Below are 13,566 nucleotides of genomic sequence, written 5' to 3'. Positions count from 1 at the left end.
CGTCAGCCTTCGCGAGCGGCCCGCAGGTACCGGCGCCTGACGTCGGGCTCGAGCTTCTCGACGGCGGCCCGCAGGGCCGCGCGCGGCATGTCGGCAGCGTGCGCCTCGAGGAACGCGACCAGCTCGGCGCCGCCGATGGAGCGCAGCAGCCACCCGACGGCCTTGTTCACGGTGTCCTCCGGGTCGTCGACGCAGGCGGCCGCGACGGCGAGAGCGTCGTCCGTCTCCCCGCGCCGCACGAGCGCGAAGCTCGCGATCAGCGCCGTCCGTCGCTCCCACCGGTCCGGGGACGCCGCCAGGCGCGCGAACGCGCCTCGATCGTGCTCGGCGGCGTAGGCGCCGACGACGTGGATGGCGGCACGGTCGACCAGGTCCCAGGTGTTGATGCGGTCGTGCCGCCGCAGGTACAGGTCGTACAGGGCGCGACGCTGCTCGACGGTGGCGCCCTTCGCACGGGCACGGACGTCGAGGATGCTCACGGCACCGACGCGGTCCTCGTGCACGTCGCTCTCGAGCAGGCGCTCGACCTCGTCCAACGGCATCGCGCCGAACTCCTTGGCGAGCGCGAACACGTGCCCCATCCGAGCCCCGACGAAGACGTCGTCCCCGCGTTCCGCGGGCGGGAAGTACCTGTCGTACGCCGCGAGCTGCTCCGCTGTGGCGACGCCCCGCACCCGTGCGGTGAACGCCGCGGCGGTGAGGGCGTCGACGGTGTCCACGCGCCCACCGTACGGCGAGGGATGAGCCGGCCGATACGCCGGGTTCTGTCCCCGGTGCCGGTTGCCCGGCGCCGGGTGGCGACCATCCATCTACGACGTGCGTCACCGCACGCCTCCAGCGGCCTACCCGGGAGCGTTGGGCGGGCAGCCCGCTCCCTGTCTGGCCTTGCTCCGGGTGGGGTTTACCTAGCCGCACCGGTCACCCGGCACGCTGGTGGTCTCTTACACCACCGTTTCACCCTTGCCCGCTCGACCCGAAGGCCGCGCGGGCGGTCTGTTCTCTGTGGCACTGTCCCGCGGGTCACCCCGGGTGGGCGTTACCCACCACCCTGCCCTGTGGAGCCCGGACGTTCCTCGGTGCGGTTTCCCGCAACGCGGCCGCCTGGCCGGCTCATCCGCGCACCAGCCTACCGGGAGCGAGAGGATGGCGGGCGTGGGAGCGACGTCGCGAACGGACCGGCGGCGCGCCGTCGTGCTCGTCGAGGGTCCGAGCGACCGGCTCGCCCTCGAGCGCCTCGCCGAGCGGCGCGGACGCGACCTCGCGGCCGACGGCGTCGCGATCGTCGCGATGGGCGGCGTCACGAACATCGGCCGCCACCTCGCCTCGCTCGCCGCGGAGCACCGTGGAACCTCGGTCGCGGGCCTGTACGACGTCGGCGAGACCCGCGCGGTCAGCCGCCAGCTCGAGCGCGCCGGGCTGGGCACCGCCCTCGACCCCGCGGGCCTCGAAGCGCTCGGCTTCTTCGCCTGCGACCCGGACCTCGAGGGCGAGCTCATCCGGGCCCTCGGCGTCGAGTCGTTCGAGCGCGTCGTGGAGACGTCCGGCGAGCTCTCGGCGCTCCGCTCGCTCCAGCAGCAGCCGGCGCAGGTCGGGCGCCCGGAGGAGGCGCAGCTGCGCCGGTTCGTCGGGACGCGCGGCGGGCGGAAGATCCGCTACGCCCCGCTGCTCGTCGACGCGCTCGAGATGGACCGCGTGCCGCGCCCTCTCGACGCCGTCCTCGCGCGCGTCTGAACCCGCGTCAGACGGCGAGCCGCCGCGTGGCCTCCCGGAATCCGTCCGTCGCTCGCGCGAAGTAGTCCCGCAGCACCTCCTGGCCGCGGGCGTCGAGCCCCGCGAACGCCGGCGCCACGAGCTCCCGCACCTGAGCGAGCTGGTCGTCGAGGCCGGCCGGGCGGGCGGAGGTCGGGACCACCACGCTCCTGCGACGGTCCTCCGCGTCAACCTCGCGCTCGGCCAGGCCCCGCTCGACCAGGCGGTCGACCACACGCGTCGTCGCGCTCGGCGACAGCCCGAGCAGCCGGGCGAGCTCCCCTGTCGTCATCGCGCCCTCGAGCGCGAGGAGGTTGTGCGCCTGGTAGTCCGTCGCCCCGAGTCCCAGCCGCGCGCCGGCGGCCTGGTGATAGGCGACGACGGCGGCGAGGTACGTGCGGTAGAGCGCCGAGGTGTCGTCCTGGTCCCGTGTCATCTGGTCTCCGCGTTGCGATATATGTGCAGTCGTGCAATCATTGCGTCGGTACACAGACTCTAGCCGAAGGAGCAGCCCGATGGCACGCACCGACCACGCCGCACAGGTCCGCACCCACGACGAGACCGCGGTCCGGGACGTCCTCGATCGCGCGGCCGCGGCGTGGGACGCCGGCGATGCCGAGGCGTACAGCGCACTGTTCACCCCGGACGCGCCGTACGTGACGTTCATGGGCACCACCTATCTCGGGGGCGCCGAGATCGCCCGCGGCCACGCCCCGCTGTTCACGTCCTTCCTGAAGGGGACACGGATGTACTCGGACGTCGTGGCGCTCACGTTCCCCGCGGCCGACGTCGCCGTCGTCCTCACCCACGGGGACGTCGCGAAGTCCCGACCGCGGCGCCTCCCCAAGGTCCAGACCTACACGCTGGTCCGCACCCCGGACGGCTGGCGGATCGCCTCGTTCCAGAACACGCAGCGCAAGCGGCTCCTGGAGCGCATCGGCCTGCGGTTCACGCCGCAGATGCACGGGACCCCGGGGACCGAGGGGTAGGCGTCGTTGCGGCCGCCGCCGGCCGCCGCCGTCCAGTGCGGGGCGAAGGTCCGAGTGCGGACCGGTACGCACCGCACTCGGACGCTCGCCCCGCACCCGGCGCGCCGGTGAGCGAGCGATGGGCTCAGGCCCCCGGGAGGTCGAGCGCCGTCGCGAGCGGCACGCCGGGGCGGTAGGCCAGGTGGACGTACGACGGCGCCTCCAGCACGGCCAGATCGGCCCGCGCCCCGACGCCGAGGTGCCCGACGTCGTCGCGCCGCAGCGCCCGCGCCCCGCCCGCCGTCGCCGCCCACAGTGCCTCCGCCGGCGTCATCCCCATCTCACGGACGGCCAGAGCGACGACGAGCGGCATCGACGAGGTGAAGGACGTGCCGGGGTTGCAGTCCGACGCGAGGGCGACCGCCACGCCCGCGTCGAGCAGCGCGCGAGCGTCGGGATAGGGCGACCGGGTCGAGAACTCCACGCCGGGCAGCAGCGTCAGGACGGTCTCGGACGACGCCAGGGCCGCCACGTCCGACGGCGTCAGGTACGTCCCGTGGTCGACGCTCGCGGCGCCGAGCTCCACCGCCAGGCCGACGCCAGGCCCCGGGGCGAGCTGACCGGCGTGCACCCGCAGGCCGAGCCCCGCGCCCCGGCCCGCGAGCAGGACCTCGCGGGCGGCGTCGCCGTCGAACGCATGCGGTGACGCCGGCTCGCAGAACACGTCGATCCACCGGGCGTGCGGGGCACACGCAGCGAGCATGTCGCCCGTGACCAGCGCCACGTACTCGTCGGTGCGCCCCACGTACTCCGCAGGCACCACGTGCGCACCGAGGAACGTCGTCTCGTCGGTGACCTCGCGCGCGAGGCGCAGCAGCCGCGCCTCGCCGTCGACGTCGAGCGCGTAGCCGCTCTTGACCTCGAGCGTCGTGGTGCCCTGGGCGCGGGCCTCGGCGACGAAGCCGGCGAGGCGCGCCCGGAGCTCGTCGTCGGACGCCGCCCGTGTCGCGCCGACCGTCGAGGCGATCCCGCCGCCGTCGTAGCGCTCCCCCGCCATCCGGGCCGCGAACTCCGCGGAGCGGTCGCCCGCGAACACGAGGTGCGTGTGCGAGTCGACGAACCCGGGCACGACGGCGCGGCCCGCGACGTCGATCGCGCGGTCCGCCGCGGGGGCGCCCGAGGCGGGACCCACCCAGGCGACCCGGCCACCCAGCGGCGCCGCGCCGTCGTCGGCCCCGGGCTCAGCGACGGCGACGATCGCCGCCTCGTGCAGGATCCCGAGCGGGCCCTCACCGAGCGCGGGGTCGTTGGTCACGAGCTCCGCGATGCCGGTGACGAGGGTCGACGTCGCCATCAGGACTCCCGCATCGGGACCCGCACGCCCCGCTCCGCGGCGACCTCGTCAGCGCGCGCGTACCCGGCGTCGACGTGCCGGATGACGCCCATCCCGGGGTCGTTCGTGAGGACGCGTTCGAGCTTGGCGGCGGCCAGCTCGGTGCCGTCCGCGACGCTGACCTGCCCCGCGTGGATCGAGCGCCCGATCCCGACGCCGCCGCCGTGGTGGATCGAGACCCACGTGGCCCCGGACGCCGTGTTGACGAGCGCGTTGAGGAGCGGCCAGTCGGCGATGGCGTCGGAGCCGTCGGCCATGGCCTCCGTCTCGCGGTACGGCGAGGCGACCGAGCCGGCGTCGAGGTGGTCGCGGCCGATGACGATCGGGGCCGAGAGCTCGCCGCTCGCGACCATCTCGTTGAACCGCAGGCCGGCCAGGTGCCGCTCTCCGTACCCGAGCCAGCAGATCCGCGCGGGAAGGCCCTGGTACGCGACGCGTTCGCCGGCGGCGCGGATCCACCGGTGCAGCTTCGCGTCGTCCGGGAAGAGGTCGAGGACGGCGCGGTCGGTGGCGGCGATGTCGGCCGGGTCGCCGGAGAGCGCGGCCCAGCGGAACGGGCCCTTGCCCTCGCTAAAGAGCGGGCGGATGTACGCGGGGACGAAGCCGGGGAAGGCGAAGGCGCGGTCGTACCCGCCCTGCCGGGCCTCGTCGCGGATCGAGTTGCCGTAGTCGAACACCTCGGCGCCCGCGTCGAGGAACCCGACCATGGCCGCGACCTGCCGCGCCATCGACTCGCGCGCCCGGTCCGTGAACTCCTCGGGCTTGGCCTCGGCGGCCTCGTGCCACTCCCCGAGCTCGACGCCCTCGGGCAGGTAGGACAGCGGGTCGTGCGCCGACGTCTGGTCGGTGACGACGTCGATCTCGACGCCGCGGCGCAGCAGCTCGGGGTACACGGTCGCCGCGTTGCCGACGAGCCCCACCGACAGGGCGCGCCGCTCCAGCTTCGCCGCCTCGCAGCGGGCGACGGCGTCGTCCAGGCCGTCGGCCACCTCGTCGAGGTAGCGGGTCGCGACGCGGCGGCGGAGGCGCTCCGGGTCGACGTCCACCACGAGGCACACCCCGCCGTTGAGCGTCACCGCGAGCGGCTGCGCGCCGCCCATGCCGCCGCACCCCGCCGTCAGGGTGAGCGTCCCGGCCAGGGATGCGACGCCGTCGTCGTCGGGCCGCCCCACCTTCTCGGCGACGGCGGCGAACGTCTCGTATGTGCCCTGCAGGATCCCCTGGGTGCCGATGTAGATCCACGACCCGGCCGTCATCTGGCCGTACATCGTGAGCCCGAGGTGCTCGAGCCGGCGGAACTCGGGCCACGTGGCCCAGTCGGGCACGAGGTTCGAGTTCGCGATGAGCACGCGCGGCGCCCACTCGTGCGTCCGCAGCACGCCGACGGGCCGACCGGACTGCACGAGCAGCGTCTCGTCGTCACCCAGCGTCGTGAGCGTGCGGACGATCCCGTCGTAGCTCGCCCAGTCGCGGGCGGCGCGGCCCGTGCCGCCGTAGACCACGAGGTCGTCCGGGCGCTCGGCCACGTCCGGGTCGAGGTTGTTCATCAGCATCCGCAGCGGTGCCTCGGTCTGCCAGCTGCGGGCGGTGAGCGTGCTCCCGCGCGGGGACCTCACCTCGCGTGCTCCGTCCATCGTCGTTCCTCCTTCAGCGCAGCGGCCCGGCCACGGACTCCGCTGCGGTACGCAGCGTGCCCGTCGCGACGGCGGCCGCGACGGCCTCGATCTGTGGGCTGAGGTGCTCGTCGGGGCCGGGACCCGCGACACCCGCGGAGCGCACCGCGTCGCGGACGGCGCCGGTGGCCGGCGACGGCGTGAGCGGCGCGCGCAGGTCGATCGCCCGGGCCGCCGTGAGCAGCTCGATCGCGAGGACGCGGCGCAGGCCGGCGACGGCGAGCCGCAGCTTGCGCGCGGCCGACCACCCCATCGAGACGTGGTCCTCCTGCATGGCGGAGCTCGGGATCGAGTCCACGCTGGCGGGCACGGCCAGCCGCTTGAGCTCGGAGACGATCCCGGCCGCCGTGTACTGCGCGATCATCAGCCCCGAGTCGACGCCGACCTCGTGCGCGAGGAACGGCGGCAGGCCCTGGCTGCGGGAGCGGTCGAGGAAGCGGTCGGTGCGCCGCTCGCTCATGCTCGCGACGTCGGCGACGGCGATGGCGAGGAAGTCCAGCGCGTAGCCGACGGGTGCGCCGTGGAAGTTCCCGTTCGACTCCACGCGCCCGTCCGGCGTCACGACCGGGTTGTCGATGGCCGCCGCCAGCTCGCGTTCGGCGACGGCGGCGGCGTGCGCGAGGGTGTCGCGCGCCGCACCGTGCACCTGGGGTGCGCAGCGCAGCGAGTAGGCGTCCTGCACGCGCGTGCACTCCGGGCCGCGGTGGCTCGCCATGATCGCCGAGCCGGCGAGCAGCGCGCGGAGGTTCCCCGCGGAGTCGGCCTGACCGGGATGCGGGCGCATCGCCACGAGGTCGGCGGCGAACGCGGCGTCCGTCCCGAGGAGCGCCTCGACGCTCATCGCGGCGGCGACGTCGGCGACCCGGAGCAGCTCCCGCAGGTCGTGGTTCGCGAGCACGAGCATCCCCAGCATGCCGTCCGTGCCGTTGATGAGGGCCAGACCCTCTTTCTCGGCAAGCACCACCGGGGCCAGCCCCGCCGCGTCGAGCGCCTCGGCCGCCGGCCGGGCGACGCCGTCGGGCGTGCGGACCGTTGCCTCGCCGAGGAGCGCGAGCGCCACGTGCGCCAGGGGGGCGAGGTCGCCCGAGCACCCGAGCGAGCCGTGCTCGTGCACGACGGGCGTGAGCCCGCTGCTCAGGAGCGCGGCGTACGCCTGGGCGGTCTCGAGGCGCACGCCGGTGCGTCCCGTCGCGAGGGTCGACGCGCGCAGCAGCATGAGCGCGCGCACGACCTCACGCTCCACCTCGGGTCCGGCGCCCGCGGCGTGGGACCGGATGAGGCTCGCCTGCAGCTGGGCGCGGCGCCCGGGCGGGATGTGCGTGGTGGCGAGGGCTCCGAAACCGGTGGAGACGCCGTAGTGCGGGGCGTCGTCGGCGGCCAGCGTGTCGACCACGGCGCGCCCGTCGCGGATCGCGGCCTCCGCCTCGGGGGCGAGCTCGACGCGAGCACCGTGCCGGGCGACGGCGACGACGTCGGCGGCGCTCACCGGCCCCGTTCCGAGATGGACGACGACGTCCGCCGGTTCGGGCGGGACGGCGGAGACTGCGGAGCTCATGTCCCGTAGTCCACCCCGGGCCGGGCGCGGCCGAAAGGTGCGCACCCTACCCTGGTGTCTGGGATACCAGACCCCGCTCACGCCCGGGATGGGGACTGGGTGCGTCTGGTGGCCGTCGTGGCCACCCACCGCACCCAGTCCGGCGGGCCAGCCGATCACGGAGAGGAGTCACCATGGGTGCGAGCAGCACGGTGCCGGCCGCGGCGCAGACCCTCGCCGTCCTGCGGTACCTCGCCGGCCAGCCGGCACCGGTGCACGCTGCCGCCCTGTCGCGCGACGTCGGGCTCCCGCGGTCGACGACGTATCACCTCCTCTCGGTCCTCGAGCGGGAGGGCTTCGTCGTGCACCTGCCCGAGGAGCAGAGGTACGGCCTCGGCGTGGCGGCGCTCGAGCTCGGCTCCGCGTATGCGCGGCAGGAGCCGCTCGCTCGCCTCGCACGTCCCGTGCTCACGCGCCTCGTGGACGCCGTGGGCGAGAGCGCGCATCTGGCCGTCCTGCACGGGCGCGAGGTGCTGTACGTCGTCGAGGAACGCGCGCGCGGACGCCCACCGCTGGTGACCGACGTCGGCGTCCGGCTGCCCGCGCACCTCACGGCGAGCGGGCGGGCGCTGCTCGCCGGCCTTCCCCGCGCGCAGGTGCGCGCACTCTTCCCCGACGCCACGGCGTTCGTCGACCGCACCGGCCTCGGCCCGGGCACGCCGTCAGCGCTGCGGGACCTGCTCTCCCGGGTGCGCTCGGCCGGCGTCGCCCGGGAGGACGGCGAGGTCACGGCCGGGTTCGCGTCCGTGGCGGCCGCCGTGCACGACCACACGGGGCGCCCCGTGGCGGGGATCGCCGTGACGTACCCGACCGAGCTTCCCGGCGCTCCGCACCCTGGCCCCGACGGCGGGGACGGCGACCCCGGCATCCGGGCCGAGATGCTCGCTCCGCGGGTCGCGGCGGCCGCCGCGGAGCTGCGCCGGCGCATCGGCGGCCACGTCCCGCCCGACAGGGGCTGAGGCGCCGTGCCGCGCCGCCGGTCCCGCCCACGACGTCGCGGGACCGAGTCAGACCCGAGGGTTCGAGTCAGACCGTCGGGAGGGTCTGACTCGCACGCTGGGGTCTGGCTCGCCGCACCGGAGGCGTCAGGCCGCCCGCCGGGCGAGGCCCGCCGCCACCTCGAGCACGCACAGGGCCGCGAGCCGCACCGTGCGCCCGTCGGGAACGTCGGCCGTGGCGTCGACCTCCGTCACGTCGACCGAGCGCACCGCCGGGTGCGTCCCCGCCGCCCGGGCCGCGGAGCGCAGCTCGTGAGCGGCGATCCCGCCGGGCACGCTAGCCGGGCACCCGGGGGCCACGGACCTGTCGCACACGTCGACGTCGAGGTCCACGTGCACGACGCCGCCCCCGGCTCCGGCGATCTCCAGCGCCTCGGCCATGAGGTCCGCCATCGGCCGGACGTGCAGCTCGTCGCGGTGGATGACGGTGATCCCGAGCTCCCGCGCCCGCGCCGCGTAGCGCTCGGAGTTCGCGAAGTCGGCGATCCCTACCTGCACGACGCGACGCGGGTCGAGGCCCGCCTCGATCAGGCGCCGCACGGGCGAGCCGTTGCTGACGCCATCACGCAGGTCGTGGTGCGCGTCGAGCGTGACGAGGCCGGCCGACGCGATCCCGCTCCCCCACGCACCGAGCGCGGCGGGGACCGTGGCGGCGTTGTCACCGCCGAGCACCATCGTCACCCTCGCCAGCGCCGCCGCCCGGGCCGCCGCCGCCGTCGCACGGGCCTCGTGGTCATCGGGCTCCGTCACGTCGCCGGCGTCGGCGCACCGCACGGCGCCGAGGCCGCCGCCCGGTCCGTCGTCGTCGTGACCGTAGACGTAGGGGCTGTAGCGGCGCAGCGCCGCCCTGACCGCGGCCGGTGTCGCGTGCGCGCCCGTCGGGGACAGCGACGTGCGGTGCGTGCCGATGCCGAGCAGGGCGAGGTCGACGGCGTCGGCTCCGAGGGCGGGCCAGTCGCCGGCCCGCGGCCACAGCGGGTCGGACGGGAGCGACGGCGACGGCGGGTGCGCTGCTGGCGGCTGCCCGGACGGCGCTGCTGACGACGGCATGGCAGCGACGCTAGCGCGCCTAGAGTGCTCGGGTGCTCCTCGTCCTGCCGCCCTCGGAGGGCAAGACCTCCGCTCCACGGGGCGCCCCGCCGTTGGACCTCGACACCCTCACGTTCCCCGGGCTGACCGAGCCGCGGGCGGCCGTGCTCGACGCCCTCGGACGAGTCAGCGCCCACCGGGACGCGCTCGAGCTCCTCGAGGTCGGGGCGTCCCTGGCCGACGAGGTCGAGCGCAACACCCGGCTCCGCACGGCACCGGCAGCTCCGGCGTCCCGCGTCTACAGCGGTGTGCTGTACGCCGCGGCGGGGCTGGGGCGGCTGCGCGGCCCGGCGGCGGAGCGCGCTGCCACCTCCGTCGTCGTCATCTCGGCGCTCTTCGGCGCCCTCACGCCGGCCGATCGCGTGCCCGCCTACCGGCTCGCCATGCAGACGCTTCCCGGGCTCGGACCGCTCGCGGCGCACTGGCGCGACCCGCTCGCCGCGGCGCTGGCCGATCGGGCGTCCGGCGACGTCGTCGTCGACTGCCGTTCCGGACCGTACGTCGCGGCGTGGCGTCCACCCGCCGACGCGGACTGGCTCGCCGTGCGGGTCGAGCAGCTCCGTGCCGGAGGGCGCGTCGTCGTCTCCCACCACGCGAAGCACACGCGCGGGGTGCTCGCCCGCCACCTGCTCACGCGGCGTGGGGGCCGCCGCGCGGAGCCGCGCGACGCGGCGGCGGTCCTGCGGGCCGCACGCTCGCTCGTCGGCTCGCACGGCGTCGTCGACGTCGAGCTCGCGGCACCGAGCTCGCGGGGCCGGGCAGCGACGCTGACGCTCGTGCTCGGGGACCTCTAGCCGTCGGAGGCGGCGAGCGCGGTCAGCGCCGCGCGCGTGGCGGCGTCGGCCGGGAAGAACGTCTCGATCGCCACCTCGTCGACGGTGACGTCCCGGGGCGAGCCGAACACGGTGACCGTGTACAGCAGGGAGAGGTCACCGGCGTCGGTCGCGAGGCGCATCGGAGCGACGACGTCGCCCACGCCGCCCGGTGCGTCCTCGCCGTCCGGCACCGGGTACGCGGTGAGCTCGGCGAGCAGCGCCGCGAGCTGGGGGTCCGCCGTCCGCTCGAGCTGGCGCCGGACGCGCCGGAGCGCGTGCGCCCGCCACTGCCGCCCGTTCCGCAGGCGCGCCACGAGACCGTCCGGATGGAGCGTCACGCGCAGCATGTTGACCGGCGGCTCGGCCAGCGGGGGCGGGATGTCCGCGAGAAAACGCTCCATGGCGCGGTTGGCGCCGAGCATGTCCCATCGGGCGTCGACGGCGACAGCCGGGTTCGGTTCGTGGCCCGCCAGCACCGCGTCCACCGCCTCGAGGACGGGCCCGAGCTCGGCGAGCGGACGACGGCGGTGCACCGGCGCGAAACCTGCCGCGAGGTACACCTCGTTGCGCTCGCGCAGCGGGACGTCGAGCTCGTCGCACAAGCGCTGGATCATGTCCCGGCTCGGCGTCGAGCGGCCGGTCTCGATGAAGCTGAGGTGCCGCGTCGACACGTCCGCGGCGCCGGCCAGGTCCAGCTGGGACCGCCGGCGTCGCTGCCGCCAGGTGCGCAGGAGGTCGCCGACCGCCGGGGCCGCGCTCGCCGTCGTCGTCATCGCCCCACTGTCCCGGACGGCGGCGCACAGCGTCCATGACCTCCGGCGTCATCGACGTGCAGCGCGCGGGGGACGCAGGCTGGCGGAGCGGACGCCGCGAGGGCGTCGCACCCGACACGAAGGAGCCGTCCATGACCGCCACCGACCTGCCTCCCGCACTCGCCCGCTACGTGCAGTTCTGGAACACCGAGCCACCCGAGGTGCAGACCCGCCTCGGCACCGAGGTCTTCACCGCTGACGTCGAGTACCACGCCGTGCCGGGCGTCCTGACGGGCGCACCGGCCCTCGTCGACTTCCGCACGCAGTTCGTCGGGCACGTGGGCCCGGCGACGTTCCGGCCCCGCCACGAGGCCGACCACCATCACGACCGGATCCGCCTCGCCTGGGAGATCGTGCTCGAGGACGGCACGTCGTTCGCCGAGGGAACCGACACGATCGTCGTCGCCCCGGACGGCAAGATCCGCTCCGTGACCTCGTTCCTGGACCGCGCACCCGAGGGGTTCGACGCTGACGGCCACCACGCCGGGGCGGGTGAGCGCCGATGATGCTCGTCGAGATCACGTCACCCGCCGGCGCGCTCACCGCCGACGACAGGGCGCTGCTCGCCGAACGGTTCCGCGGCCTGGTCCTGGCACCGGACCACGCCCCGGACGAGACCATGCGGCGAGCGAGGGCGATGACCCACCTCGCGTTCCGCGAGACGGTCGACTGGTACTCCGGGACCGGCCGGCCCGATCCGCGGGCCGCTCCCCCGCTCCTGGTCACGGTGACGGTGCCCGACGCCTGGCGCGAGGAGGTCGCACGCCACCTCATGGCCGTGATCCGGACCGCCGTCCACCAGATCGACGCGAGCCACGGGTGGGAGCGGGGCGTCGGTGACCTGTGGATCACCGCCGTCGGCGTCCCCGACGGCTGCATCGGGCTCGACGGGAAACCCTCCACCGCCGACGACGTCCTGCGGGCTCTCACCGAGGAGTACCGAGCGGCGCGCGAGGCCGGCACAGCAGCTCCCGTGCCCGAGGGCATGCTCGTCGATCCCGTGTGCGGCATGCTCGTGCGGCCGGGCGCGCGGGCGATCACGCTGGACCACGACGGCGAGACGGTCGGGTTCTGCGCGCTCGGCTGCCGGGACTCCTACGCCCGGGAGCACGACCTCGTGCTCGCCTGAACGAGGTCAGCCGGCTCGGGCGGCGTCGAGGTCCGCACGTGTGAGCACGGAGCGGACCTCGATACCCGCGTCGGCCAACGGCTCCACGTCCGGCGGGCTCCGGTCGATGACGCAGATCACGACGTCGACGACGGCGCCGGCCGCGCGCAACGCGGTGGCCGCATCCCGCACCGCTCCGCCGGTCGTGATGACGTCCTCGACGAGCGTGACCCGCCGCCCGGCGACGTCGGGTCCCTCGGCGAGCTTGCGGGTCCCGTACTCCTTCGCCTTCTTGCGGACGAACACCGCCGGCAGCCGAGTACGCGCGCTCAGCATCGTCGCGATCGGGATGCCGCCGAGCTCGAGCCCGCCGAGGAGCTCGGTGCCGGTCGGCACGAGGCCCCGGAGCTGCTCGACGACCCGCGCCAGCAGCGCCGGGTCGGCCTCGAACAGGTACTTGTCGAAGTACTCGGCGGCGACCTGGCCCGAGCGGAGGGTGAACTCGCCGGTCAGGCGGCACAGCGCGTCGATGTCGTGGGCGAGCGTCGGGTCGGGCCGGATCGCCTCGGTCGGCTGCGTCTCCACGTCTCAGTCCCCCGGAGCGAGCCGGACGAGCAGGTACCCGTACTCCTCCGAGCGGACGACGGCGTCAGGCGCCGCGGCCTTGATCTCGGCGAGCTCGGTGAGGCTGAGGTCGATCGCGAGCGGCTCGGTCCGCTGGCCGCGCAGGGCGAGCGCGGCGAGCCCGCCGGTCTGCGCGCGGACCTTCTCGTACAGGGCGAGGAGGCCGGCGTCGATCCCGTCGGAGGCGACGTCGCGCTGGCTCGTGACCTGGGCTGCCTGGGCGTCGATGTCCGCGAACGCGGCGTCCCGGTCCGCCTCGAGGCGGGCGACGTCGGCCCGCAGCGCCTCGGATTGCTCCCCGACCGCGGCGAGCTCGCCCTCGGCCCCTTCGAGGCGCTCCATGACCTCGATCTCGACGTCCTCGAGGTCGCTCTGCCGGCGGGCGAGCGACTCGAGCTCGCTCGTGAGCGCCTGCGCGTCCTTCGCGGACACGGCTCCCGAATCGAGCCGCGCCTGGTCGCGCTGGGCACGTGAGCGCACCTGCTCGACGTCGGTCTCCGCCTTCGCGACCTCCAGCCGCAGGTCGGAGATCCGGGTCCGCACGTCGACCTCGACGCGGCCGAGGTCCTCGAGCCGGCCCTCGAGCTCGGCGATGGCGGCGATCGCCGGCAGGGCGCGCCGCTGGTGGGCCAGCTGGGCCAGGCGCGTGTCGAGCGCCTGGACGTCCAGCAGTCGCCGCTGGTCGGCGGCGGGGGCGGTGGTCACGTGCGCTCGTCCTCCGGGGTGTCGCGTGGTGGCCGTGG

At 75.3% G+C, this 13,566-nt stretch carries 15 protein-coding genes and 1 other RNA gene; 6 read left to right on the top strand and 10 right to left on the bottom strand.

All coding sequences use genetic code 11. The features are described from left to right. Nucleotides 1-2: 2 nt before the first annotated feature. Nucleotides 3-719: a DNA alkylation repair protein gene (locus BCAV_RS09295; protein ID WP_015882339.1), complete on the bottom strand. Its 717-nt coding sequence runs from the start codon at nucleotides 717-719 to the stop codon at nucleotides 3-5. 18 nt (nucleotides 720-737) lie between these two features. After that, nucleotides 738-1,113: RNase P RNA component class A (rnpB, locus tag BCAV_RS21950), an RNA gene on the bottom strand. Nucleotides 1,114-1,152: 39 nt separating this feature from the next. On the opposite strand from rnpB, the gene BCAV_RS09290 reads away from it, so the two are divergent. Continuing rightward, nucleotides 1,153-1,731 (top strand): TOPRIM nucleotidyl transferase/hydrolase domain-containing protein, encoded by a 579-nt coding sequence (locus tag BCAV_RS09290; protein WP_083770000.1) that lies wholly within the window; start codon nucleotides 1,153-1,155, stop codon nucleotides 1,729-1,731. Nucleotides 1,732-1,738: 7 nt separating this feature from the next. Here BCAV_RS09290 and BCAV_RS09285 read toward each other — a convergent pair whose 3' ends face one another. Continuing rightward, entirely contained in the window at nucleotides 1,739-2,185 is a 447-nt protein-coding gene (locus BCAV_RS09285) for a MarR family winged helix-turn-helix transcriptional regulator (protein WP_015882337.1), read from the bottom strand. A 79-nt stretch (nucleotides 2,186-2,264) separates the two neighbouring features. Between BCAV_RS09285 and BCAV_RS09280 the strand changes: the two genes are divergently transcribed. Then, nucleotides 2,265-2,738, top strand: a complete 474-nt coding sequence (locus BCAV_RS09280; RefSeq protein WP_015882336.1) for an SgcJ/EcaC family oxidoreductase — start codon at nucleotides 2,265-2,267, stop codon at nucleotides 2,736-2,738. Nucleotides 2,739-2,862: 124 nt separating this feature from the next. Here BCAV_RS09280 and hutI read toward each other — a convergent pair whose 3' ends face one another. From hutI to hutH, 3 genes are read right to left on the bottom strand one after another with little or no spacing between them, the layout of a single operon-like run. Then, nucleotides 2,863-4,071 carry an imidazolonepropionase gene (gene hutI / locus BCAV_RS09275; RefSeq protein WP_015882335.1) on the bottom strand — a complete coding sequence of 403 codons (1,209 nt, stop codon included), beginning with the start codon at nucleotides 4,069-4,071 and terminating at the stop codon, nucleotides 2,863-2,865. Then, the gene (gene hutU / locus BCAV_RS09270) at nucleotides 4,071-5,744 is read right to left on the bottom strand and encodes a urocanate hydratase (RefSeq protein ID WP_015882334.1); all 1,674 of its coding nucleotides are present in this window, start codon (nucleotides 5,742-5,744) and stop codon (nucleotides 4,071-4,073) included. The genes hutI and hutU overlap by 1 nt, the downstream gene beginning before the upstream one ends. 13 nt (nucleotides 5,745-5,757) lie before the next feature. Continuing rightward, nucleotides 5,758-7,338: a histidine ammonia-lyase gene (gene hutH, locus BCAV_RS09265; RefSeq protein ID WP_015882333.1), complete on the bottom strand. Its 1,581-nt coding sequence runs from the start codon at nucleotides 7,336-7,338 to the stop codon at nucleotides 5,758-5,760. A gap of 173 nt (nucleotides 7,339-7,511) precedes the next feature. Here hutH and BCAV_RS09260 point away from each other — a divergent pair, with 173 nt between their 5' ends. Continuing rightward, nucleotides 7,512-8,336, top strand: coding sequence for an IclR family transcriptional regulator (locus tag BCAV_RS09260; RefSeq protein WP_015882332.1), 825 nt, complete (start codon nucleotides 7,512-7,514; stop codon nucleotides 8,334-8,336). Nucleotides 8,337-8,462: 126 nt separating this feature from the next. On the opposite strand, the gene BCAV_RS09255 is transcribed toward BCAV_RS09260, so the two are convergent. Next, nucleotides 8,463-9,425 (bottom strand): arginase family protein, encoded by a 963-nt coding sequence (locus BCAV_RS09255; protein ID WP_015882331.1) that lies wholly within the window; start codon nucleotides 9,423-9,425, stop codon nucleotides 8,463-8,465. A gap of 32 nt (nucleotides 9,426-9,457) precedes the next feature. Between BCAV_RS09255 and BCAV_RS09250 the strand changes: the two genes are divergently transcribed. Then, entirely contained in the window at nucleotides 9,458-10,258 is an 801-nt protein-coding gene (locus BCAV_RS09250; protein WP_015882330.1) for a YaaA family protein, read from the top strand. On the opposite strand, the gene BCAV_RS09245 is transcribed toward BCAV_RS09250, so the two are convergent. Continuing rightward, nucleotides 10,255-11,052 carry a helix-turn-helix domain-containing protein gene (locus BCAV_RS09245; protein ID WP_015882329.1) on the bottom strand — a complete coding sequence of 266 codons (798 nt, stop codon included), beginning with the start codon at nucleotides 11,050-11,052 and terminating at the stop codon, nucleotides 10,255-10,257. The two genes, BCAV_RS09250 and BCAV_RS09245, sit on opposite strands and share 4 nt — an antisense overlap. A gap of 131 nt (nucleotides 11,053-11,183) precedes the next feature. Here BCAV_RS09245 and BCAV_RS09240 point away from each other — a divergent pair, with 131 nt between their 5' ends. Next, complete coding sequence (locus BCAV_RS09240; protein ID WP_015882328.1) at nucleotides 11,184-11,597, top strand: hypothetical protein; 414 nt, start codon at nucleotides 11,184-11,186, stop codon at nucleotides 11,595-11,597. Continuing rightward, nucleotides 11,594-12,220, top strand: a complete 627-nt coding sequence (locus tag BCAV_RS09235; protein WP_015882327.1) for a hypothetical protein — start codon at nucleotides 11,594-11,596, stop codon at nucleotides 12,218-12,220. The genes BCAV_RS09240 and BCAV_RS09235 overlap by 4 nt, the downstream gene beginning before the upstream one ends. 6 nt (nucleotides 12,221-12,226) lie before the next feature. On the opposite strand, the gene pyrE is transcribed toward BCAV_RS09235, so the two are convergent. After that, nucleotides 12,227-12,784, bottom strand: a complete 558-nt coding sequence (pyrE, locus tag BCAV_RS09230; protein WP_015882326.1) for an orotate phosphoribosyltransferase — start codon at nucleotides 12,782-12,784, stop codon at nucleotides 12,227-12,229. Nucleotides 12,785-12,787: 3 nt separating this feature from the next. Then, entirely contained in the window at nucleotides 12,788-13,528 is a 741-nt protein-coding gene (locus tag BCAV_RS09225; RefSeq protein ID WP_015882325.1) for a zinc ribbon domain-containing protein, read from the bottom strand. Nucleotides 13,529-13,566: the final 38 nt, after the last annotated feature.

The sequence above is a fragment of the Beutenbergia cavernae DSM 12333 genome (assembly GCF_000023105.1).
GTDB classification, from domain to species: domain Bacteria; phylum Actinomycetota; class Actinomycetes; order Actinomycetales; family Beutenbergiaceae; genus Beutenbergia; species Beutenbergia cavernae.
The sequence above is the reverse complement of the archived record's forward strand: the minus strand, read 5'-3'. Positions and strand labels throughout refer to the sequence as shown.

Coding starts and splice junctions, on each gene's coding strand:
- BCAV_RS09240 (WP_015882328.1), top strand. CDS start 11,184: ATGACCGCCACCGACCTGCCTCCCGCACTCGCCCGCTACGTGCAGTTC.
- BCAV_RS09235 (WP_015882327.1), top strand. CDS start 11,594: ATGATGCTCGTCGAGATCACGTCACCCGCCGGCGCGCTCACCGCCGAC.
- hutU (WP_015882334.1), bottom strand. CDS start 5,744: ATGGACGGAGCACGCGAGGTGAGGTCCCCGCGCGGGAGCACGCTCACC.
- BCAV_RS09255 (WP_015882331.1), bottom strand. CDS start 9,425: ATGCCGTCGTCAGCAGCGCCGTCCGGGCAGCCGCCAGCAGCGCACCCG.
- hutH (WP_015882333.1), bottom strand. CDS start 7,338: ATGAGCTCCGCAGTCTCCGCCGTCCCGCCCGAACCGGCGGACGTCGTC.
- BCAV_RS09285 (WP_015882337.1), bottom strand. CDS start 2,185: ATGACACGGGACCAGGACGACACCTCGGCGCTCTACCGCACGTACCTC.
- BCAV_RS09245 (WP_015882329.1), bottom strand. CDS start 11,052: ATGACGACGACGGCGAGCGCGGCCCCGGCGGTCGGCGACCTCCTGCGC.
- BCAV_RS09260 (WP_015882332.1), top strand. CDS start 7,512: ATGGGTGCGAGCAGCACGGTGCCGGCCGCGGCGCAGACCCTCGCCGTC.
- BCAV_RS09280 (WP_015882336.1), top strand. CDS start 2,265: ATGGCACGCACCGACCACGCCGCACAGGTCCGCACCCACGACGAGACC.
- hutI (WP_015882335.1), bottom strand. CDS start 4,071: ATGGCGACGTCGACCCTCGTCACCGGCATCGCGGAGCTCGTGACCAAC.